The organism is Streptomyces spectabilis (assembly GCF_008704795.1).
In the GTDB taxonomy this organism is placed as follows: domain Bacteria; phylum Actinomycetota; class Actinomycetes; order Streptomycetales; family Streptomycetaceae; genus Streptomyces; species Streptomyces spectabilis.
Genome location: NZ_CP023690.1, coordinates 4348184 through 4369041, shown reverse-complemented (window position 1 = coordinate 4369041; position 20858 = coordinate 4348184). Strand labels below are relative to the sequence as shown.

Genomic DNA, 20858 nt, shown 5'->3' with positions numbered 1-20858 from the left:
GCCCGGGGCCCCGGCATCCCAGGTCCCCGGCCCACGGACCGGGGACCAAAGGACGAGCCGTCCTCACGACCCGCGGCCCATGCGCCCTCCCGCCCGCCCGGTGTCTCATGTCTCCGTCACCCCGCCTGAAGCAACCACGTCCGTCCTGAAGCAACCACGTCTGTACCGACCGCCTGACTCAGCATTCGCCGACTACGTCTGAATCAGCACTCGCCTCGTTCACTCCTGCGTCATTAGGTGGCTCCACCCATGTCTGCATCACCCGTCACAGCACTCGCTCCCGACCCAAAGCGCTGGAAGGCGCTCGTCTTCATCGCGCTCGCCCAGCTGATGGTCGTCCTCGACGCGACCATCGTGAACATCGCGCTGCCCTCCGCCCAGGAGGACCTCGGCATATCCGAGGGCAACAAGCAGTGGGTCATCACCGCCTACGCCCTCGCCTTCGGTGGTCTGCTGCTCTTCGGCGGCCGCATCGCCGACCTGTGGGGCCGTAAGCGCACCTTCGTCACCGGTCTCATCGGCTTCGCCGCGGCCTCCGCGCTCGGCGGCGCCGCGACCGGCGAGGCCATGATGCTCGGCGCCCGCGCCCTCCAGGGCGTGTTCGGCGCGCTGCTCGCGCCCGCCGCGCTCTCCCTGCTCGCGGTGATGTTCACCGAGGCCAAGGAGCGCGCCAAGGCGTTCGGCATCTACGGTGCGATCGCCGGTGGCGGTGGCGCCGTCGGCCTCATCCTCGGCGGCTTCCTCACCGAGTACCTGAACTGGCGCTGGACGTTCTTCGTGAACATCCCGTTCGCGATCGTCGCCGCCGCCGGTGCCTACTTCGTGATCCGTGAGCCCGAGGGCGGCCGCAACCGCTCGCCGCTGGACATCCCCGGCGTCGTGCTGTCCACGGTCGGTCTTGTCGCGCTCGTCTACGGCTTCACGCGGGCCGAGTCCGACGGCTGGTCGGACAGCGTGACCATCACGATGTTCGTCGCGTCCGTCGTGCTGCTCGCCGCCTTCGTCCTCACCGAAGCCAAGGTCAAGAACCCGCTGCTCCCGCTGCGCGTGCTGACCGAGCGCAACCGCGGCGGCGTCTACCTGTCGCTCGGCCTCGCGATCATCTCGATGTTCGGCCTGTTCCTGTTCCTCACGTACTACCTGCAGATCGTGAAGGGCTACTCGCCGGTCAAGACGGGCTTCGCGTTCCTGCCGATGATCGTCGGCATGATCACGGGTTCCACGCAGATCGGCACCCGCCTGATGATCCGCGTGCCCCCGCGCTACCTGATGGCCCCGGGCTTCCTGGTCGCCGCCGTCGGCATGCTGCTCCTGACGCAGCTGGAGGTCGACACCTCGTACGCCGGTCTGATCATGCCCGCGCAGCTGCTGCTCGGCCTCGGCATGGGTACGGCGTTCATGCCCGCCATGTCGCTCGCCACGCACGGCGTCGAGCCGCGTGACGCCGGTGTCGCCTCCGCGATGGTCAACACCTCGCAGCAGGTCGGCGGCGCCATCGGCACGGCCCTCCTGAACACCATCGCGGCCTCCGCGACCACGGCGTACATCGAGGACCACGCGGCCTCCGCGACCACCCCGGCGGCGCAGAAGCTGCTCGCGGCCCAGTCCATGGTGGAGGGCTACACCGCCGCCATCTGGTGGGCGGTCGGCATCCTCGCCGCGTCCGCGGTGATCGCCGCCGTGTTCATCAACACCGGCGCCCAGAACGGCGGCCAGTCGGCCTCCGGCGACGGCGACGGCGTCGAGGACGAGGTGAAGATCCCGGTGGTGGCGCACTGACGCCCCGCACGATCCGGCGGCGCGGGCCCGCCCGGCGCTCCTAGCGGAGCCAGGGCAGGTCCGCCCCCGCCTCCTTCGGCTGAAGTCCCTCGGCGACGATCCGCATGATCTCGCCGAGGGACTTCTGCTGTTCCGGGGAGAGCCGGTCGAAGAGCGCCTGGCGCACCGCCTCGACATGTCCGGGCGCGGTCTGCCGCAGCACCTCCTGGCCCTCCTCGGTCAGGATCGCGAACTGCCCGCGCTTGTCGGTCGGGCAGTCCTCGCGCCGCACCCAGCCGCTGCGCTCAAGCCGCGCGATCGCGTGCGAGAGCCGGGACCTGGTGATCTTGGAGCCGCGGGCGAGCTCCGTCATCCGCAACCGGCGGCGCGGCGCGGCCGAGAGCTGCACCAGGAGCCCGTAGTACAGATGGGGCATGCCCGCGTCGCGCTGGAGCTGCCGGTCGAGAGAGTCCTCCAGGAGCGTGGAGGCGTGTACATACGCGAGCCAGGTGCGCTGCTCCTCGTCGTCGAGCCAGCGCGGCTCGGCGGCGGCGCGCTCCCCGGCGGCGTCCCGTGCCGCGGTGGATGGCCTGTCCATGTAACCCACTGTACGAGGCTTTCCTGTGCCTCCGGCAGGGGCGCCCGCGTGCCGCGGGACCGCCCGCGGCCCGGCGAACGCGCTCAGAGCGCGGGCGGGTTGAGCTCCACGCCCCGCAGCGCGGCCGCGCGCGCCCGCTCGTCGCCGACGTCCAGGGCGGTGTCCGCGAACTTGATGGTGTGGTCGTCGCCGTGTGCCGCGGCCCGCGCGAAGACCTCGTCGAAGGTGCTGCGTCCGGCCTCCGCGTACGCCTCGCGCAGCTCGTCGGAGGGGGCCGGGGCCGCCGGGGCGTAGGCGGCGGTGACGGCGGCGCTCGCCGCCCAGGCCGCGTCCAGGGACGGCGCCCACAGCTCGCGGGGGAGCGCGGGCAGGGCGCGCAGGACGGCGTTCGGCGCGGTCGCCGCGTGCACCAGCATGATCGGGTCGGTGTGGCCATGGGTGGCGTACCGGTGCACGGCGGCGGTGACGAGGTCGCCGAGGCGGGCGCGCGCGGTCTGCGGGTCCGTGGCCGGGGCGGTGGGCCACGCGGGCACGGAGGTCAGCTGCGCGAAGCGGTCCGGAAGGCCGCCGTCCTGCACCGGGATCCGCTGCACGGCGTCGAGCGCGGCGGCGGCACCGGCCGCGTCCGGCAGGGCGCGGGGCGCGCGCGGCGGCAGCGGGGCGTGCCGGGCCGCCCAGTAGCCCAGGCCGTGCGCCAGCTCGGCGACGCGGGGCGCGGTCCCGCCGCCCGGCGCGGTGAGGCCGCGCACGGCGTGCCCGACGCGGATCACCGGGTGCGTGGAGCCGCCCGCGATGCCGGGAAGCAGCACCGGCCACCAGGCGGCGAGCACCTCGCGCCAGGGCCGCTCGGCGAGGGCGCGGGAGAAGTGGTCGATCCAGTCGGCGGCCCGGCGCGGCTCGCCGAGCGCCTCGCGCCAGTTCTCGTCGGTGACCGGGGACACGCGCGCGGGCATGTCCTCCAGCTTGTGGCGGTAGTAGTCGAGCCAGCGGTGCACGGTGTGGGCCTGGCCGCCCCGCACCAGGGACTCGACGGCCATCGGGCCGTGGTTGGTGAGGCGCACCACCCGCTCGGGGCCGCTGGAGTGCAGGCGCTGGAGGGCTTCGTCGAGGATGCCGTCGGAGTCGGGTGCGGAGGTGGTGTCCGCCGGGGCCGCGCTGGTCTCGTTCATGGCGGCACGCTAGGCGCGCCGACCGGCCGCGAGGAACGGTCTGCGGGACTAGTCCCTTGGCCCTAGGGGCAGCTCGTACCAGGCCACGTCCCAGTAGCGGTGAAACTTCCGGCCGACTTCCGCGTACGTACCGATGTGCCGGAAACCGAACCGTTCGTGCAGTCGCACCGAGGCCGCGTTGGGCAGTGCGATGCCCGCGTACGCCCGGTGCAGGTCCTCGCCCTCGAGTGCGGCGAAGAGGGAGCGGTAGAGCAGGGTGCCGACGCCGCGCCCGGCCGCCCGCGGGTCGCAGTAGACGCTGACCTCCACGGAGGTCGCGTAGGCGGGCTTGGCGCGCAGCGGGCCCGAAGTGGCATAGCCGAGAATGTCAGGTTTCCCCGAATTGCCAGCCTGGGCAACCATCAGGCGGTGAGGGCCGTCTTTGGGGTGGGAGAGCAGCCAGCGGCGTCTCTCTTCCGGCAGAAACGGGACGGTGTCGAATGTGATGGCTGTCTCACGGACGTAGTGGTTGTAGATCTCCGTGAGGGCCCCGAGATCCGCCTCGTCGCCGGGTCTGACCTGCACCTCTGTGGGTTCCTGCGGCACCCGACCTCCCTGTGTGGCGGCACAGGGTACTGCATGATCAGGAAAACGGACGCGCCGGTTGGGAATTCTGTCCGGATTCCAGTCGTTGTATCCATCGGATGCGGGGCACCTGGGAGGGTGTGCCGTCCACCACAGGTCCATACCGGACCGCCCGGCCCCGGCCGGACCGACCAGTGACAACCACGCAAGGGAGCACGCATGGCAACCCGTGCCGTCGCCCGTCGTAAGTCCGCCGACACCGGCGAGACCGACGCGGCACGCAGTGTTCGCGCATCTGGCGGCGAGATCGCCGACCGCGACCTGGTCGGCATGTACCTCGACGAGATAGCGCGCACGCCCCTGCTCGACGCCGCCAAGGAAGTCGAGCTGTCCCAGATCATCGAGGCGGGTGTCTACGCCCAGAAGATCCTCGCGGGCGAGGTCGAGGAGAAGTCGGCCGTGACCGCATCCGAGGCGGAGCTGCGCGCCCTCGTCGCCGACGGCGAGCGCGCCAAGGACGTGTTCATCCGCTCGAACCTCCGCCTGGTCGTCGCCGTCGCGCGCCGCTATCCGCGCAGCGGCCTGCCCCTGCTCGACCTCATCCAGGAGGGCAACGCGGGCCTGGTCCGCGCGGTCGAGAAGTTCGACTACGCCAAGGGCTTCAAGTTCTCCACGTACGCGACGTGGTGGATCCGCCAGGCCATCACCCGCTCCATAGCCGACCAGTCCCGCACCATCCGCCTTCCCGTGCACCTGGTGGAGGAGCTCGGCCGGATCCGCCGCGTGCAGCGCGAGTTCAACCGCGAGCACGGCCGCGAGCCGGAGGCCACCGAGATCGCCGCCGAGCTGGCCTCGACCCCCGAGCGCGTCACGGACGTCCTCGACTGGGCCCGCGACCCCGTCTCGTTGAACATGCCGGTGGACGACCAGGGCGAGACCCAGTTCGGCGACCTCCTGGAGGACACCTCCGCGGTCTCCCCCGAGCAGTCCGTCCTCACGCTGCTGCGCAGCGAGGAGCTCGACGACCTCATCGGCCGCCTCGACCAGCGCACCGCCTCCATCATCAAGATGCGGTACGGCATCGACGACGGCCGCGAGCGCACGCTCACGGAGGTCGGCAAGGAGCACGGTCTGACGCGCGAGCGCATCCGCCAGATAGAGAAGCACGCGCTGCTCGAACTGAAGAAGCTGGCGCGCGACACGGGCTTCGACGCGGCGGCCTAGGGCGGGCCGCCGCCTTGCGGCACCGGGCGGGCCCCGCCCGCCCGCGCCGGGCTGCTCAGCGCCCGGCGCCGTCCACCGCCGCCCTGGTCAGTGCCCGGCGCCGTCCACCGCCGCGCTGAACCGGCGCCCCAGCTCCCGTACCCGGGACACCAGCTCCCCGGGGCCGTGCACGGTGAAGTCGCAGCCGACCCAGACGAGTCGGCCCGCCACCCACTCCACGGGCTCGGTCACCGTCCCGCGCAGCCGGCAGCGGTCGTCGCCGACCGCGGCCAGCTCACCGAGCGCGGCGGGCAGCCGCCCCCGCACCCGATACAGCGGAGCGTGGAACTCCACGTCCACCTCGTACGCCGAGGACTCCGGCCGCCGCGCGAGCACGCTCTGCCGCACATAGGCGTCCGCGCTCCCGCCCGGCAGCATCCGCGGGGCGAACCGCACCGCCGTGGCGAACGGCTCCGACACCCGGTCCACCCGGAACGTGCGCCAGTCCTGCCGCTCCAGATCGAACGCGACCAGGTACCAGCGCCGCCCCGTGGACACCAGGCGGTGCGGCTCGGTGAGGCGCCGCGAGGGGGTGCCGTCCTTGGCCTCGTAGGCGAACCGGAGCTGCTCGTGCGCGGCCGTCGCCGACGCGATCACCGTCAGCGTCTCCGGCGCGATCCGCGCCCCGTCCCCGCTGGTCAGCGACATCGTCGCGGCGCCGAGCGCGGAGACCCGGTGGCGCAGCCGGGACGGCAGGACCTGCTCCAGCTTGGCGAGGGCCCGCACCGACGCCTCCTCGACGCCCTCGACGGCGTGCCCGGCCCCGGCGCGCAGCCCCACCGCGATGGCCACGGCCTCCTCGTCGTCCAGGACGAGGGGCGGCATCGCCTTGCCCGCGACGAGCCGGTAGCCGCCGCTCGCGCCCTGCGTCGCCCGCACGGGATAGCCGAGCTCCCGCAGTCGGTCGACGTCCCGGCGCACCGTGCGGCGCGAGACCCCGAGCCGCTCGGAGAGCTCGCCGCCGGGCCACTCCCGCGGCGTCTGGAGCAGCGAGAGCAGCTGGAGGAGCCGTGCCGGTGTGTCCGTGGTCATGAGGGGCCTCCCGCCGCCGTGGTCGCGCGTTCGCGTGTTCGTCTGCCGGGAACGCGCATCCATGGTCCCGCAGAACTAGGTCATGACCTGACCTATAGGGCCTCTAGCCTGGCGGCATGACTTCTCCCAGCACCCCCACCGCGGCTGCTCCGTCCCCGGAGACACCCTCCGACCGCCGTCGGTGGTTCGCCCTCGCGATCGTGATGACGGCCGCCTTCATGGACCTCGTCGACGTGACGATCGTGAACATCGCGATACCCGCCATCCAGCGGGACGCGGGCGCCACGTTCAGCCAGATCCAGTGGATCACCGCCGGGTACGCGCTCGCGCTCGGCGCGGGCCTGATCACCGGCGGCCGGCTCGGCGACATCTACGGCCGCAAGAAGATCTTCCTCATCGGCATCACCGGCTTCACCGTCGCCTCGGCGCTGTGCGGCTTCGCCGCGAACCCGGAGATGCTGGTCGCCTCGCGCATCCTCCAGGGCGCGATGGCCGCCCTGATGGTGCCGCAGGTCCTGTCGATCGTGCACGCCACGTTCCCCGCGCACGAGCGCGGCAAGGTCTTCGGCCTGTTCGGCATGGTGGTGGGCCTCGGCGCGGTCTCCGGTCCGCTGCTCGGCGCGCTCCTGACGGAGTGGAACATCCTCGGCCTCGAATGGCGCCCGATCTTCCTGATCAACCTGCCGGTCGGCATCGCGGGTCTGCTGCTCGGGCGGAAGTTCATCACCGAGTCCAAGGCACCGCGCGCGCTGCGGCTCGACCTCGTCGGCGTCGTCCTGGTCACCGCGGGCCTCCTGATGCTCCTCTACCCGCTGACGCGCGGCCGGGAGCTGGGCTGGCCGCTGTGGGGCTACGCGATGATGGCCGGCGCGGTCGTGGTGTTCGGCGCGCTCGTCGCGTACGAGCGGAACAAGGCGGCCAAGGACGGCTCGCCGCTCGTGGAGCTGTCCCTGTTCAAGGTGCGCAGCTTCGCCGCGGGCATCGCCGTGCAGACCGTGTTCGGCGTCTCGCTCGGCATCTTCTTCCTCGTCTGGACCATGTACATGCAGGTCGGCCTCGGCTGGAGCGAGCTGCGCGCGGGCCTGACCGGTGTGCCCTTCTCCATCGCCGTCTCCGTCGCCGCGGGCATCTCCGTGCAGAAGCTGGTGCCGCGCTTCGGCCGCAAGGTCCTCCAGGCGGGCGCCCTGACCATGGCCGCGGGCGTCCTTATCTACATCTGGGAGGCCGGTCGGTACGGCGCGGACATCGCGCCCTGGCAGATGGCGCTCCCCCTCGCGGTGATGGGCCTCGGCATGGGCCTCATCGTGGCCCCGCTGACGGACGCGGTGCTCTCCGAGGTCCCGCGTGAGCACGCGGGCTCCGCGTCCGGCCTCATCAACACCGTCCAGCAGATGGGCAACGCGCTCGGGCTCGGCCTGGTGTCCGTGGTCTTCTTCGGCGCCATGGACGAGAACGTGGTGCCGCAGCAGGTCGCCGCGGAGTTCGCCCACGGCTTCCAGAACGCGCTGTGGTGGGTGTTCGGCGTCCTCGTCGTCATCTTCCTGCTGATGCTGGGGCTGCCGCGCCGCCCGGCCCAGCACGTGGAGGGCGCCGAGGCCCTCGACGCGCCGTCGGCCTCCGCCGCCTCCGACCGCGAGCCGGCCCTCACTTCCTGAGCCGCCCCGCTCCTCGCGCCGTTCGACCGAGGCCCCGCCAGGCCCCCGTTCCGGGGCCGGGCGGGGCCCGTTTGCGTCCAGGTGGTGCCCGTTCCTGTTTACTTCCGGCCGGATGCTCCGTACGATCCAAGAGAACCCACACAACCGGGCACGCAACCGGGCACGCAACCGGGCACAACAGCAGGAGGCCCCGAGCCATGTACGCGCCAGAGCGCCAGCAGGAGATCCTGCGCCTGGCACGAGAGGGCGGCCGCGTCGACGTCCTCTCGCTCGCCGCCGAGTTCCAGGTCACCGCCGAGACCGTCCGCCGCGACCTGAAGGCCCTGGACCGCGCGGGCCTGCTCCGCCGGGTGCACGGCGGCGCGATCCCGGCGGGCCGCCTGGACTTCGAGCCGGACCTCGCCGAGCGCGAGGGCACCGCCGCGGACGAGAAGGACCGCATCGCCCGCGCCGCCCTCGCCGAGCTCCCCGCCGACGGCACGGTCATCCTCGACGCGGGCTCCACCGTCGCCCGCCTGGCCGCCCAGCTCCCCCTGGACTCCGCCCTCACCGCGGTCACCCACAGCCTCCCCACCGCCGCCCGCCTCGCCGACCACCCGGGCATCCAGCTCCACCTGGTCGGCGGCCGCATCAGGCACCGCACCCGCGCCGCCGTGGACGCCTGGTCCCTGCGCGCGTACGCGGAGATCCGCGCCGACGTCCTCTTCCTCGCGGCGAACGGCTTCTCCGCCGCGCACGGCCTGACCACCCCGGACCTCGCCGAGGCCGCCGTCAAGCGCGCCGCCGTCGCCGCCGCCCGCCGCGTCGTCCTGCTCGCCGACAGCGGCAAGTACGGCCAGGAGCACTTCGCCCGCTTCGGCGACCTCACCGACGTGGACCTGCTGATCACGGACACCGACCTCGGCCCCGAGGACGCCGCCGCCATCGAGCGCGCGGGCACGGAAGTGGTGCGCGCATGATCCTCACCGTCACCCCGAACCCCTCCCTCGACCGTGCCTACGAGGTCCCCGCCCTCACCCGCGGCGCCGTCGTCCGCGCCACCGGCGACCGCATGGACCCGGGCGGCAAGGGCGTCAACGTCTCCCGCGCGGCCGCCGCCGCGGGCGTCCCCACCCTCGCCGTCCTCCCGCTCGGCGGCGCCCCGGGCGCCCTCGTCGCCCAGCTCCTCGACGAGCAGGGCATCGCCGTCGCCCCGGTCGCGATCACCGGCCCCACCCGGTCGAACATCTCCGTCGCCGAACCGGACGGCACCCTCACGAAGATCAACGCCCCGGGTCCCGAACTCACCGCGGCGGAGAGCGAGTCCCTGCTCGCCGCCGTCGCCGCGCACTCCGCCCGCGCCGACTGGATCGCCTGCTGCGGCAGCCTTCCGCGCGGCCTCGCCCCGTCCTGGTACGCGGACCTGGCCGACCGCTGCCACGCCGCCGGGGCCCGGATCGCCCTCGACACCTCGGGCCCGGCCCTCCTCGCCGCCCTCGCCGGACGCCCGGACGTCGTCAAGCCGAACGCCGCGGAGCTGGCGGAAGCCGTCGGCCGCCCCCTCGCCACCGTCGGCGACGCCCTCAAGGCCGCCGACGAGCTGCGCGAGCGCGGCGCCCGCGCCGTCCTCGCCAGCCTCGGCGCCGACGGCCAACTCCTCGTCGACGACTCGGGTACGTACTTCGGGCACGCCCGCGTCGACGTCGTACGCAGCGACGTGGGTGCGGGGGACAGCTCCCTCGCCGGCTTCCTCGTCGCGGGCGGCACCGGGCCGCGCGCCCTCGCCGCCGCCGTCGCGCACGGCGCCGCCGCCGTCCGGCTTCCCGGCAGCCTCATGCCCACCCCGCCCGACCTCGTACCGGACGCCGTCACCGTCACCGCCCGAGTCCCACTCGACCTGCCCCTGACCGAACCCGCCGCCCTGACCGAACCCGCCGCTTGACCGAACCCGCGCTTGACCGAGTCCGCCGCGTGACCGAGCCCGTGCTTGACCGAGCCCGCCGCCCTGACCGAGCCCGCCGTCTGAAACCGTCCCGCTGCTTGATCCCGCCCGCCGCCTGACCGAGCAGCCTGACCCCGTCCGCAGCCAGAACCCGTCCCGCCGCTTGACCCCGCCCCGCCTGACGGAGCCCGCCGCCCTGACCGAGCCCGCTGCCTGATCCCGTCCCGCCTGACCTCGCCCGCCGTCTGATCCCGCCCCTGCCTGACCCCGTCCCCCCTGAACGAGCCCGCCTGACCCCGCCCGCCGTCTGGGCCCCCGGGCCCGACCCCCGTGCCCCCGGGCCGCCCGCGCGCAAAGGAGCCCGCGATGAGCGAGAACCATGCCATGATCACCGCGGAGTTGGTCGATCTCGATCTCGACCGGTCCGCCGACACCAAGGAGGCGGCGGCCCGCGCCCTCGCCGAGCGCATGGTGGCCCTCGGCCGCGTCACCGACCTGGACGGCTTCCTCGCCGACGTGGCCGCGCGCGAGGCTCAGATGCCCACAGGCCTGGACGGCGGCATCGGCATCCCGCACTGCCGCAGCGCCCACGTCACCGAGCCCACCCTGGCCTTCGGCCGCAGCGCGCGGGGCATCGACTTCGGCGCCCCCGACGGCCCCGCCGACCTCGTCTTCCTCATCGCGGCCCCCACCGGCGCGGACGACGCCCATCTGACGATCCTGTCGTCCCTGGCACGGCAGTTGATGGACGCCGACTTCACGGCGGCGCTGCGGGCCGTGACCTCCGCGGCGGACGCGGCGGGGCTGGTCTCCGGCGACCTGGCCGTGCCCACCCCCGACCAGTCGGAGGCCGAGCCTCCGGAGGAGGAACCTCCGGCACAGGACAGCACCCCGCGCTTCCGCATCGTCGCCGTCACCTCCTGCCCCACCGGCATCGCCCACACCTACATGGCCGCGGAGGCACTGGAGAGCGCGGCCCGCGAGGCGGGCGTGGAGCTGACGGTCGAAACGCAGGGCTCCGCGGGCTTCACCCGCCTCGACGCCGAGACCGTCGAGCGGGCCGACGCGGTGATCTTCGCCCACGACGTCCCCGTACGGGACAAACCCCGCTTCGCGGGCAAGCCCACCGTCGACGTGGGAGTCAAGGCGGCCATCAACCGCCCCGCCGAACTCATCGCGGAGGTGCGGGAGAAGGCCGCCCGCGGCGACCGCACGGCCCCGAGCGGCCCGAGCCCCGTGGACAACGCGGGCGACAGCGGCGACAGCTACGCCACCAAGCTGCGCGTCTGGCTGATGTCCGGCGTCAGCTACATGGTGCCGTTCGTCGCCGCGGGCGGTCTCCTCATCGCGCTCGGCTTCGCCATCGGCGGCTGGAAGATCGACAAGGCCCCGTCCGTCGCGGAGCACTTCGTCTGGACCGACCACACCAGCTGGGCGGCCCTGCTCTTCCAGACCGGCGGCCTCGCCTTCGCCTTCCTTGTGCCCGTCCTCGCGGGCTACATCGCGTACGGGATGGCCGACCGGCCGGGCCTCGTACCGGGCTTCGTCGGCGGTTCCGTCGCCGTCACCATCGAGGCGGGCTTCCTCGGCGGCCTCGCGGCCGGTCTGCTCGCGGGCGCCGTGGTCATGGGCATCCAGCGGCTCCACGTCCCCGCCGTGCTGCGCGGCATCATGCCGGTGGTGGTGATCCCGCTGATCTCGGCGGCGGTCGTCGGCTTCCTGATGTTCCTCGTCGTCGGCAAGCCCATCGCCTCGCTGCAGAGCGCCCTGACCGACTGGCTGGAGGGCCTGTCCGGCGCCAACGCCGTCATCCTGGGCGTGATCCTCGGCCTGATGATGTGCTTCGACCTCGGCGGCCCGCTCAACAAGGTCGCGTACGCCTTCGCCGTCGGCGGCCTCACCCACCCCACCGACGGCTCGCTGAAGGTGATGGCCGCCGTGATGGCGGCGGGCATGGTGCCGCCGCTCGCCATGGCGCTCGCGACGACCGTCCGGGGCCGCCTGTTCACCAGGACCGAGCGGGAGAACGGTAAGGCGGCCTGGTTCCTCGGCGCCTCCTTCATCACCGAGGGCGCGATCCCGTTCGCGGCCGCCGACCCGCTGCGGGTCATCCCCGCGTCGATGGCGGGCGGCGCCGTCACGGGCGCCCTGTCCATGGCCTTCGACTGCACGCTGCGCGCCCCGCACGGCGGTGCCTTCGTGGTGCCGCTGATCGGCCGGCCCCTGCTGTACCTGCTGGCGATCGCCGCCGGCGTGTGCGTCTCGACGGCCGTGGTGGTGCTGCTCAAGAGCGCCCGGAAGACACCCGCCGCACCCGGGCAGGACGCGCCCGACACCACCGCGGACGCGTCACGGGTTCCGGCCGCCGCCTGACCGGACGTTCCCGGGCCCCCCTCGCGTGGGCATACTGCTGGTACTGCGGCATGGGCGCCCGGGACACGGGCCACACCCGTGGGGGCCACCGTGAGTCAGCTTCAGCAGAGCCACCTCAGCAGCCTGCTCGGCATGGTCACCGAACTCACCGAGCAGGCGCGGGCGAGCGTCGAGAGACCCACGGAGGCCGACCGCGTCTTCCTCGCCGTCTACTCCGGCTTCCTCATCGAGACCGGCGCGGGCATCCGCTGGCTCCTCGAACCCTCCCTGATCGAGCACGCCACCCACGTCGTCCGCCACCAGGCCCCCGCCGCAAGCCCCGCCCGCACCGACGTCGCCGCCCGACTGCTCGCGACCCTGTGGGCATCCTGCCTGCTCGCGGGCATCGACACCGAGGACTGGGACCTGGAGGCCCCCGAACTCCCCGCGATCTGCGTACGGATGGCGGGCCTGGTCACCGGCGAGCGTGAACCGGAATCCTGACGCCCGGATCCGCCCCGCCCGACGGGAGCTGCGCCCCTGCCCGAGGGGAGATGCGTCCCCGCCCGATGGGAGATGCATCACTTCAAGGCCAAAGTCCCATAAACGCCCCTGTTGTTAGGCTGGCGGCTGTTGTCTACTGAGCGGCATGTTCGACGGTGCTTCGATCGTTCAGCAGACAAGTGTGGCGCTGTTCGCCGCCGTGACCACCATCTGGGCCGTGACCTTCCTGCGCGTACGACGCGACCGGGAGGCCGGGCCGGGGATCTCGAGCGGTCCGGCGCTGCGCTCCCTGCCCGTCCAGTCGGGGCCGCCGGGCGCGGAGTCCGTGCAGCTGACGGCGGCCGAGCGGGCCGCGTTCGCCGGTCTGGTCCGGCAGTTCGGCAAGGGGCGCGACTAGGCCTCGGCCCGGGGGCGCGTCGGGCGGCTAGCGGCTGCGCGTCACCGGGAACGCCCGGGCACGCCGCTCCATCGCCGCACGCGCCGCGCGCTCGCTCACATACACCTCGCACATGTGGCGGCCGTCGGTCGTCGCCGTGTGCTCGACCTCCCACAGGCTGACTTCCGAGCCGTCGAAGAGCAGGAAGGCGTGCTCGTACAGGGAGAAGCCGAGCCGGGCCTCGCCGGTGAGGCCGGAGCGGCCGAAGGCCTGGGTGATCTGGTGCGCGAAGGCCGAGCGCAGCAGGCGCGCCATGTCGTCGCCGGGGCGCTCCACGCTCGCCGGGTTCTCCGCGCGGCGCAGCAGTCTGCGGGCGTGGTCGGCCGAGTCGTCCGGCACGTAGGTGTGCCGCGGTTCGTTCGCCGTGGTCAGCTGGAGGACGACGGGCAGGTCCCCGGCCGGGGTGTCGGGCGGCAGCGGCAGGCGCGCGGTGGCGACTCCGGCCTCCTCCTCGTCCAGATACAGCTCGTACTGGGCCTGGCTGCCGGGGCCCGCGTTGTGCACGAGCTCCCACAGCGTGAGCGCGCTGCCGTCGGCGAGGAGCCAGGTGTGGCGGTACGTCTCGCGGTGCAGACCCGCGCTGTGGTGCGCGGAGTGCAGTGAACTGTCGTAGGCCAGGGACCGCTCCAGGCGCCGGACCGTGTCGTCCGGCAGGTCGAAGGAGTTCAGCGCGCGGCTGAGCAGTCGCTCGAGGTGCTCCTCAGGAGTCAGGGGCTCGGGCGACTCGGGTGGTTCGTACGCTGTCTCGTACGGAACGCTCACGGATACTCCCGGATGCTTCCGGCGTTGCTGCATGTCACCTTGTGCGTGCATACCGTAGCCCCTGGGTCCGACATCATGTCCGGGAACAGGAAAACGATCGAGCCGCACGGCAAGTTCCCGTGCGGCTCGCTCCGTTGGCGCCCCGAGTGCGCCCTTCGGGGTGTCTTACGCGCCCCTTTTGCGGTGGTGTCGGTCAGTCCCGCGTCACTCGGCGCTGCCCGCGGTCCACTGGCTCCACGACATGTTCCAGCCGTTCAGGCCGTTGTCGGGGGCGATGGTCTTGTCCGGCGAACCCTTGACCGTGACGATGTCGCCGATCAGCGAGTTGTCGTAGAACCACTTGCCCATCGTGTCACTCTGGGCGCCCTGGGCATCCTGGAGCCCAACGCAGCCGTGGCTGGTATTCGAGCTGCCGAAGATGGAGGGCGAGCTCCAGTAGTTGCCGTGGATGAACGTGCCGGACGTCGAAAGACGCATCGCGTGCGGTACGTCCTTGATGTCGTACTCCCCGCCGAAGCCGACCGTCGAGCCGTTCATCCGCGTCTGGACGAACTTCTCGGAGATCACCATCTGGCCGTTGTACGTGGGGTTCTGCGGGCTGCCCGCGGAGATCGGGACGCTCTTGAGGACCTTGCCGTCCCGCTCGACCGTCATCTTCTTGGCGCCCACGTCGACGGTGGAGACCTGCTTGCGGCCGATGGTGAAGGTGACCGTCTTGTCCTGGACGCCGGTGATGCCGTTGCCGCCCTTCACACCGTCCAGGGCGATCTTCATCGTGACCTTGGAACCGGCCTTCCAGTACTCCTGCGGCCGGAAGTCCAGGCGCTGGTTGCCGAACCAGTGGCCGACGACCTTCTGCCCGCTGCTGGACGTGACCGTGATGTGCTGCTGCACGTCCTTCTTGTTGGTGATCGCCTTGTCGAAGTTGAACGACACCGGCATGCCGACGCCGACGGTGGTGCCGCCGTCCGGCGCGTACGAACCGATGAAGCTGTTCGACGAGGACACCGTCGTGAACGTCGCGTTCTCCGTCGCCGGGCGGCCTTCGCCGTCCTTGGCGTTGGCGGCGACCTTGTACTTCGTGCCGCGCTCCAGCTGCGCCTTGGGCTTCCAGGTGCTGCCGTCGGCGGATATGGAACCCTCGACCGCGGCGCCGGACGTCACCTGCGTCATCTTCACGCTGGTCAGCTTGCCGTCCTTGACCTTCACGCCGGTGGCGTTGATCGAGGCGTCGGTCGCGCCGTCCTTGGAGGAGATGGATATCTGGGCGCCGGACGCGTCCTTGGCCGCACCGGACTTCTTGTCGTCCTTGGCGTCGGCGTCACCGCCGCAGGCCGTGAGGGTCAGCGCGCCGACAGCCGCGAGCGCGGCGGTCGCGAGGACGACCCGCCGCCGGCGAAGGTGCCGAGGCTGCGCTGCAATGTCCGGCGTTGTCACGGGCTGCTCCCATTCGGTCTGCGTTCAGCACGTTCTCGGTATGTACGTGGTCTGATCCGGTACGGGTAAAGAGTTTTCTCGCGGAGGAATGGTTCCGGGGCGCGGGTGTGAGCGCGGGCACATGGCTGCGCCCGCGGCTGTTTTCAAAGGCCCTCGGCGTGGCGGCAGTTGATGTGGTTGCAGCCCTTATGTGGGGCTTCGCCCCTTTCCCCCTTTGTTGGCGCTCCGCGCCTCGTCCTCAAACGCCGGACGGACCGGTTTCGTACAGGCTTCGGTAGGACGGGAAGGTTCCGCCCGGGGTCTCCACCGGGGTGGCCGCCAGTAGGGCTCTGACGATCGCCCGGGTCACCATGTCCGCGCCCGCCGCGAGGATCTCGTTCAGCGCCAGGGGGTTCCCGGCGTCGAGGCGATGCTCGCCCGTGGCCAGGGCGAACACCGTATCCCCGTCGTTCAGCAGGTGCACCGGTCGCACGGCCCGCGCCATGCCGTCGTGCGAGGTGCCCGCGAGCTTCTGCGCCTGGGCCTTGGTGAGCTCGGCGTCGGTGGCCACCACCGCGAGCGTGGTGTTCAACGGAGGTCGGCCGTTGCGCTCCGCGGCCTCGGCGAGGCGCCGCAGGGCCGCCTCGTGGACCTCCGCCGGGGGCAGCTCGACCGGCGCCCCCCCGAAGAACCGTCCGTACAGCGCCCCCGTCGACGGATCCACCCCCGACCCCGCCGCGTTCGCCACCACCAGGGCGGCGACCGTGATCCCCGAGCCCAGGACCGTGCTCGCCGTGCCGATGCCGCCCTTGAGCCGGCCCACCACCGCGCCCGTGCCCGCGCCCAGATTGCCCTCGGTCACCGCGTGCCCGCTCGCGCGCGCCGCCGCGTCCTCGACCGCCGCCCGGCCCAGGGCCGCGTCGGGCCGGGCCCGGAACGCGCCGCCGCGCCCCAGGTCGAACACGCACGCCGCGGGCACCACCGGCACCACATGCGCGCTCTCGGGCCCCACCCGCACGCCGCGCTCCTGCTCCTCCAGCCAGGCCATCACCCCGGTCGCCGCGTCGAGGCCGTACGCGCTGCCGCCCGTGAGCACGACCGCCTCCACCCGCTGCACCAGGTTCCGCGGGTCGAGCGCGTCCGTCTCCCGGGTGCCCGGGCCGCCGCCGCGCACGTCCACGGCCGCCACGGCCCCGCCCTCCGGTGCGAGCACGACGGTCGTCCCGGTGAGCCAGCCGTCGCCCACCCGGCCCGCGTGCCCGACCCGCAGCCCCGCGACGTCGGTCAGTGCCCCGGCCGACTCGTCCCGCGTCCCTGCCTCAGGTGCGTCAGATCTCGTCATGCGGCATGCGTATCACGGGCCTTGCCAGGAGGGGGACGGGCACTCGGCACGCTCCCGCGCTCCGCCCCGGCGGCCGTCAGACGGCGCGCTCGGACCGCACCATCCGGGACGTCAGCGTCACCCCGACCGCCACCGCGAGCGCCGCCACCACACCCGCCGCGAGGACGCCCCAGCGGCCCGCGAACGTGCAGGCCAGGATCGCGACCGCCGTGACCGGAAGCACCAGTTGCTGGGCGAGGCCCACCTTGAAGTGGCGCGAGTGCAGCAGCCACACCGTGAACAGATACACCGCCGCCGGCACCGTCACCGCGGCTGCCGCCGCCGTCTCCGAGATGTGCGCCTTGCCGACCGCCTGCTCCACCGCCACCTCGATCCCCGCGCCGATCGCCGCCGCCGAACCGAAGATCACGTAGTGGCCGTAACCCCACAGGAACGCCTGCTGGTTGGAGCGGAGATGGCCGTGGATGGGCACCACGAAGTAGATCCACCACGCGGCGAAGATCAACAGGAGTCCGCCGACGGCGATGGGCAGCAACTCGCCGAGCGCGTCGTTCTCGTCGATGCCCGACTTCACCGCGATCGTCGCCGCGGCGATCGTCTCGCCGAGCATGATGATCGTGAACAGGCCGTACCGCTCGGCGATGTGATGCGGGTGCCACGGGGTCGTCCGCGCCCTCTCCGCGATCGTCGGCACGGCCATCTCGGCGATCGCCATCACCAGGAACGTCCACGGCCGCGCCCCCTCCGGCAGGACGAGGAGGCCCAGCCAGCCCACCTGGCACAGCGCGACCCCGCCCGCATAGCGCAGTGCCGTGCGCCGCTCGGCGCCCGTCGTCGAGGCCGCCGCCCGCAGCCACTGCGCGATCAGCGCGAGCCGCATGATCAGGTAGCCGAGCCAGAGGGCCAGGAACTGATGGTCCTCGAAGGCCTTCGAGACCCCCGCCGCGAGCACCAGGACGCCGGCGATCTGGAGGAGCGTCACGACGCGGTAGAGCGAGTCGTCGTTGTCGTACGCCGAGGCGAACCAGGTGAAGTTCATCCAGGCCCACCACACGGCGAAGAACACCATCGCGTAGTTGAGGACCCCGTCGCCCGGGTGCCCCTCGGCCACGGCGTGCACCAGCTGCACCCCGGCCTGGGCGACCGCGACCACGAAACACAGGTCGAAGAAGAGCTCCAGCGGCGTCGCCGCGCGGTGGGACTCCTCCCGCCCGCGGGCGACCATCGGGCGCAGCGGCGGGGGAGGGGAGACGGGAGCCGGACTCGCAGGGGGAGGACTGGACGTCATGGGGCAAGAACAGCAGAGCCCGGCGGCGCGACGGCCCGGGCCGGGCCGTGTCGGAGCGGGAGCACCCGGGTGGGTGGCGGCGGCCCTCCGCCAGGGGCCGGGCCGCGGCCACCGCGGTGCCGGGGCCGCCCCGGCCCCGGCGGACGTACGCTGGAGGCATGAGCACCGCCCCCGCACCGCGCGACCCCAAGGACGCGAAGCCCCGGCAGGCCCCGAAGAAGCCGGCCGGCGCGCTGATCTTCGACGACCCCCTGGCGCAGCAGTCCTCGGACGACACGGATCGCGGGTGGGGCGAGCGGCCGTCGGCGGGCGGCGACAGCGCCGCCGATCTCGCCCGTTTCCTGGACGAGAAGCCGCCCCACCACATCTGAGCCCGCGCCGCCGCCCGCGCGGCGAGGGCCCGTGTCCCCGCTAGCGGGCGTCGCCCCCGGGCTGTCCCGTCTCGCCGGGGCTCGTGCCGCGCTGCGCGACCAGCGCGTCGCGGATCTCCTTGAGCACCTCCAGCTCCGTCACCTCGAGGACCTCCTGCGTGCCCTCCTTGGCCGCCTGGCGGGCGGTCTGCTTGGCCAGGTACTTGGACATCGGCAGGACCATGAGGAAGTAGACGACGGCCGCGGTGATCACGAAGCTGAGGGTGGCGCTGAGCACCGAGCCCCACATGATCGGGATGCCGCTCACGGCCTCGCCGTTCTTCACCACGCACGGGTCCTTGAGACACGAGCTGTAGTGATCGAGGTCCTTCGTCCCGAAGGCGCCCACCAGGGGGTTGATGACGCCCTTCACCACGGAGTTCACGATGTTCGTGAACGCGGCGCCGATGACGACCGCGACCGCCAGGTCGACGACGTTGCCGCGGGTCAGGAAGGCCTTGAAGCCCTGCCAGACGCTCGGTTCCTTCTTCTCGCTCACCACTAGGCCTTTCGTTGCAAATGCGGGTTGTGCGGCAAACCGCTTCGCAACCTACGGCAGCGCCTGGCAGCCCTGTCCACTTCCGTAACGCGAACGAGCGACTTGACAGAGCATCAGGCGTCTGCGCGGGCGCGCGACTCATCGCAGCGTCACCGCCAGGCGCGCGGTGGCGCTCGCTCCCGCGAGCCGCGCCGCCGTCCTTCTGGGCACGGAGAGGACGACCAGTGCCCCGCCCTCCGCCGTCCCGTCCGCGAGCTCCGGCACCTCGGACACCCGGGCGTTCGACGCGACCACCCGGGGTGCGCCGCCCCCGCCCGTCGCCGGGTCCTCCGCCGCGACCACGTCCACGCGGTCGCCGGGGCGCAGCAGGCGCGCCGTCGCCGCGTCCGCGATCCGGACCGGCGCGGTCACCGGCCGGGCCGCCCGCCGCGGCCGCTGCCCTCCGTCGTCCGCCCCCTTCGCGGCCACGGACGCCGTGGAGTCCTCGGGCCGTGACCGCTCGGCGTCCTCCGGGCCGGCGGCCGCAAGCGCGGCGGCGGTCATCGCGAGCCCCACGGCCACCGCCCGCCTGCGGTGCCGGGCCAGCCGCCGCAGCCGCCGACGCCCGCCGCGCACGTGCAAGGGGGAGAAGTGCGGCACCTCGCAGGGTGGGGGCGGGGCACCTCCGCCCCCACCGCCGCCGGGCCCGGGCCGCGTCCCGGACACGTACGACGCTGCCCGGGCGCCGGGCCACGTACTGGTGCGCGTACCGATGTGTGAAGCGTCCTGCGTCATGACGACCACCGCCCGCCGTGAGGAGTTCGGACCGAGGAGTTCGGATTCCGATCCCACGATGCGGGCCCGCCGCCGATCCCGCTGAGCCCCGTGCGCTACCGGCCGGTTGTGGACAACTCCCTCACCCGAAGGGAAAGTTCCGCCGCCCGTCCTCCGGCCCCCACCCCCGTCCCCACCCCCACCCCCGTCCCCGCCCTGGCTCCGGCCCCCGACCTCGGCTACGGCAGCCGAAACCCCGGATCCATCCCACCCAGCGCCCCCACGCACAGACAGTCCCGCGCCCCGGCCGCCGGAAGCCCCGCCACCGCGTCGAAGAGCACCGTCCGCAGCCGGTCCACGTTCGCGGAGAAGACCCGCAGGACCTCGTCGTGCGAGACGCCCGCGCCCGATTCCGCGCCCGCGTCCAGGTCGGTGACCAGCGTCATCGACGTGTAGCAGAGCTCCAGTTCGCGGGCCAGCGCCGCCTCGGGGTGGCCGGTCATGCCCACCACGGACCAGCCCTGCGACGCGTACCAGCGCGACTCCGCGCGGGTCGAGAACCGCGGCCCCTCGATCACCACGAGCGTCCCGCCGTCCACCGGCTCCCAGTCCTGGCCGCGCGCGGCCTTCAGGGCGGCGGCCCGACCGGCCGGGCAGTACGGGTCGGCCAGCGACACGTGCACCACGTTCGGCACGCTGCCGTCGGGCAGCGGAAGCCCGTCGAAGTACGACTGCGTGCGCCCCGTCGTGCGGTCCACGAACTGGTCGGGCACGAGGAGAGTCCCCGGCCCGTACTCGGGGCGGAGCCCGCCCACCGCGCACGGGCCGAGCACCTGCCGCACGCCCAGGGAGCGCAGCGCCCACAGGTTGGCGCGGTAGTTGATGCGGTGCGGCGGCAGGTGGTGGCCGCGGCCGTGGCGGGGCAGGAAGGCCACCCGGCGCCCCGCCATGTCACCGAGGAGGACGGAGTCGCTCGGGGCGCCGTAGGGGGTGTCGACGTGCACTTCGGTCACGTCGTCGAGGAAGGAGTAGAAGCCCGATCCGCCGATGACGCCGACATCGGCCTGCTGCGCGTTCGCCGTGTTCACCATGGCCCGCACAGTAGCCGTACGGACAAAGGGCCGGGAGGCCGCGGC

The 20858-nt window shown here is 72.8% G+C and carries 20 protein-coding genes; 9 read left to right on the top strand and 11 right to left on the bottom strand.

All coding sequences use genetic code 11. The features are described 5' to 3' along the window. Positions 1-249 precede the first annotated feature (249 nt). Positions 250-1779 (top strand): MFS transporter, encoded by a 1530-nt coding sequence (locus tag CP982_RS18850; RefSeq protein WP_150511617.1) that lies wholly within the window; start codon positions 250-252, stop codon positions 1777-1779. Between the two features lie 40 nt (positions 1780-1819). Here the strand turns inward: CP982_RS18850 and CP982_RS18845 are convergent, their stop codons facing one another. The 3 genes from CP982_RS18845 to CP982_RS18835 form a co-directional block, all read right to left on the bottom strand. Then, positions 1820-2356 carry a MarR family winged helix-turn-helix transcriptional regulator gene (locus CP982_RS18845; RefSeq protein WP_150511616.1) on the bottom strand — a complete coding sequence of 179 codons (537 nt, stop codon included), beginning with the start codon at positions 2354-2356 and terminating at the stop codon, positions 1820-1822. 83 nt (positions 2357-2439) lie between these two features. Beyond that, positions 2440-3525, bottom strand: coding sequence for a questin oxidase family protein (locus CP982_RS18840; RefSeq protein WP_150511615.1), 1086 nt, complete (start codon positions 3523-3525; stop codon positions 2440-2442). 48 nt (positions 3526-3573) lie between these two features. Further along, the gene (locus CP982_RS18835; protein ID WP_150511614.1) at positions 3574-4110 is read right to left on the bottom strand and encodes a GNAT family N-acetyltransferase; all 537 of its coding nucleotides are present in this window, start codon (positions 4108-4110) and stop codon (positions 3574-3576) included. 198 nt (positions 4111-4308) lie between these two features. Between CP982_RS18835 and CP982_RS18830 the strand changes: the two genes are divergently transcribed. Continuing rightward, positions 4309-5313 carry a sigma-70 family RNA polymerase sigma factor gene (locus CP982_RS18830; protein WP_150511613.1) on the top strand — a complete coding sequence of 335 codons (1005 nt, stop codon included), beginning with the start codon at positions 4309-4311 and terminating at the stop codon, positions 5311-5313. Positions 5314-5400: 87 nt separating this feature from the next. Here CP982_RS18830 and CP982_RS18825 read toward each other — a convergent pair whose 3' ends face one another. Then, positions 5401-6384, bottom strand: coding sequence for a helix-turn-helix transcriptional regulator (locus CP982_RS18825; RefSeq protein WP_150511612.1), 984 nt, complete (start codon positions 6382-6384; stop codon positions 5401-5403). Positions 6385-6500: 116 nt separating this feature from the next. Between CP982_RS18825 and CP982_RS18820 the strand changes: the two genes are divergently transcribed. The 6 genes from CP982_RS18820 to CP982_RS18795 all read left to right on the top strand — a co-directional run bounded on the left by CP982_RS18820 (position 6501) and on the right by CP982_RS18795 (position 13213). Further along, positions 6501-8039: an MFS transporter gene (locus CP982_RS18820; RefSeq protein WP_150511611.1), complete on the top strand. Its 1539-nt coding sequence runs from the start codon at positions 6501-6503 to the stop codon at positions 8037-8039. Between the two features lie 197 nt (positions 8040-8236). Then, the gene (locus tag CP982_RS18815; protein WP_150511610.1) at positions 8237-8998 is read left to right on the top strand and encodes a DeoR/GlpR family DNA-binding transcription regulator; all 762 of its coding nucleotides are present in this window, start codon (positions 8237-8239) and stop codon (positions 8996-8998) included. Further along, complete coding sequence (pfkB, locus tag CP982_RS18810; RefSeq protein WP_150511609.1) at positions 8995-9960, top strand: 1-phosphofructokinase; 966 nt, start codon at positions 8995-8997, stop codon at positions 9958-9960. The genes CP982_RS18815 and pfkB overlap by 4 nt, the downstream gene beginning before the upstream one ends. 366 nt (positions 9961-10326) lie before the next feature. Next, positions 10327-12333: a PTS fructose transporter subunit IIABC gene (locus CP982_RS18805; protein WP_150511608.1), complete on the top strand. Its 2007-nt coding sequence runs from the start codon at positions 10327-10329 to the stop codon at positions 12331-12333. Between the two features lie 90 nt (positions 12334-12423). After that, positions 12424-12816: a hypothetical protein gene (locus tag CP982_RS18800; protein WP_150511607.1), complete on the top strand. Its 393-nt coding sequence runs from the start codon at positions 12424-12426 to the stop codon at positions 12814-12816. 145 nt (positions 12817-12961) lie between these two features. After that, entirely contained in the window at positions 12962-13213 is a 252-nt protein-coding gene (locus tag CP982_RS18795; RefSeq protein WP_150511606.1) for a hypothetical protein, read from the top strand. Positions 13214-13240: 27 nt separating this feature from the next. Here the strand turns inward: CP982_RS18795 and CP982_RS18790 are convergent, their stop codons facing one another. From CP982_RS18790 to CP982_RS18775, 4 genes are all read right to left on the bottom strand, one after another. Next, a complete protein-coding gene (locus CP982_RS18790) occupies positions 13241-14014 on the bottom strand; it encodes a DUF6227 family protein (protein WP_150511605.1) in 774 nt (257 codons plus the stop codon). A 204-nt stretch (positions 14015-14218) separates the two neighbouring features. Then, entirely contained in the window at positions 14219-15451 is a 1233-nt protein-coding gene (locus tag CP982_RS18785) for a L,D-transpeptidase (protein WP_150511604.1), read from the bottom strand. Between the two features lie 238 nt (positions 15452-15689). Then, entirely contained in the window at positions 15690-16772 is a 1083-nt protein-coding gene (locus tag CP982_RS18780) for a P1 family peptidase (protein ID WP_150511603.1), read from the bottom strand. Positions 16773-16848: 76 nt separating this feature from the next. Continuing rightward, positions 16849-18060 (bottom strand): low temperature requirement protein A, encoded by a 1212-nt coding sequence (locus CP982_RS18775; RefSeq protein WP_150511602.1) that lies wholly within the window; start codon positions 18058-18060, stop codon positions 16849-16851. A 158-nt stretch (positions 18061-18218) separates the two neighbouring features. Between CP982_RS18775 and CP982_RS18770 the strand changes: the two genes are divergently transcribed. Then, on the top strand, positions 18219-18431 hold the full coding sequence (locus CP982_RS18770) for a hypothetical protein (RefSeq protein ID WP_150511601.1): 213 nt from the start codon (positions 18219-18221) through the stop codon (positions 18429-18431). A 40-nt stretch (positions 18432-18471) separates the two neighbouring features. On the opposite strand, the gene mscL is transcribed toward CP982_RS18770, so the two are convergent. The 3 genes from mscL to CP982_RS18755 all read right to left on the bottom strand — a co-directional run bounded on the left by mscL (position 18472) and on the right by CP982_RS18755 (position 20813). Further along, the gene (gene mscL / locus CP982_RS18765) at positions 18472-18969 is read right to left on the bottom strand and encodes a large conductance mechanosensitive channel protein MscL (RefSeq protein WP_150511600.1); all 498 of its coding nucleotides are present in this window, start codon (positions 18967-18969) and stop codon (positions 18472-18474) included. 138 nt (positions 18970-19107) lie between these two features. Next, on the bottom strand, positions 19108-19608 hold the full coding sequence (locus CP982_RS18760) for an RcpC/CpaB family pilus assembly protein (protein ID WP_150511599.1): 501 nt from the start codon (positions 19606-19608) through the stop codon (positions 19108-19110). A gap of 353 nt (positions 19609-19961) precedes the next feature. Continuing rightward, positions 19962-20813: an S-methyl-5'-thioadenosine phosphorylase gene (locus CP982_RS18755; RefSeq protein ID WP_150511598.1), complete on the bottom strand. Its 852-nt coding sequence runs from the start codon at positions 20811-20813 to the stop codon at positions 19962-19964. Positions 20814-20858: the final 45 nt, after the last annotated feature.

Excerpts from the sequence above, each read along its gene's own strand:
- CP982_RS18850 (WP_150511617.1), top strand. The coding sequence starts at position 250 with ATGTCTGCATCACCCGTCACAGCACTCGCTCCCGACCCAAAGCGCTGG.
- CP982_RS18845 (WP_150511616.1), bottom strand. The coding sequence starts at position 2,356 with ATGGACAGGCCATCCACCGCGGCACGGGACGCCGCCGGGGAGCGCGCC.
- CP982_RS18840 (WP_150511615.1), bottom strand. The coding sequence starts at position 3,525 with ATGAACGAGACCAGCGCGGCCCCGGCGGACACCACCTCCGCACCCGAC.
- CP982_RS18830 (WP_150511613.1), top strand. The coding sequence starts at position 4,309 with ATGGCAACCCGTGCCGTCGCCCGTCGTAAGTCCGCCGACACCGGCGAG.
- CP982_RS18825 (WP_150511612.1), bottom strand. The coding sequence starts at position 6,384 with ATGACCACGGACACACCGGCACGGCTCCTCCAGCTGCTCTCGCTGCTC.
- CP982_RS18820 (WP_150511611.1), top strand. The coding sequence starts at position 6,501 with ATGACTTCTCCCAGCACCCCCACCGCGGCTGCTCCGTCCCCGGAGACA.
- CP982_RS18815 (WP_150511610.1), top strand. The coding sequence starts at position 8,237 with ATGTACGCGCCAGAGCGCCAGCAGGAGATCCTGCGCCTGGCACGAGAG.
- pfkB (WP_150511609.1), top strand. The coding sequence starts at position 8,995 with ATGATCCTCACCGTCACCCCGAACCCCTCCCTCGACCGTGCCTACGAG.
- CP982_RS18805 (WP_150511608.1), top strand. The coding sequence starts at position 10,327 with ATGAGCGAGAACCATGCCATGATCACCGCGGAGTTGGTCGATCTCGAT.
- CP982_RS18795 (WP_150511606.1), top strand. The coding sequence starts at position 12,962 with ATGTTCGACGGTGCTTCGATCGTTCAGCAGACAAGTGTGGCGCTGTTC.
- CP982_RS18780 (WP_150511603.1), bottom strand. The coding sequence starts at position 16,772 with ATGACGAGATCTGACGCACCTGAGGCAGGGACGCGGGACGAGTCGGCC.
- CP982_RS18775 (WP_150511602.1), bottom strand. The coding sequence starts at position 18,060 with ATGACGTCCAGTCCTCCCCCTGCGAGTCCGGCTCCCGTCTCCCCTCCC.
- CP982_RS18770 (WP_150511601.1), top strand. The coding sequence starts at position 18,219 with ATGAGCACCGCCCCCGCACCGCGCGACCCCAAGGACGCGAAGCCCCGG.
- CP982_RS18755 (WP_150511598.1), bottom strand. The coding sequence starts at position 20,813 with ATGGTGAACACGGCGAACGCGCAGCAGGCCGATGTCGGCGTCATCGGC.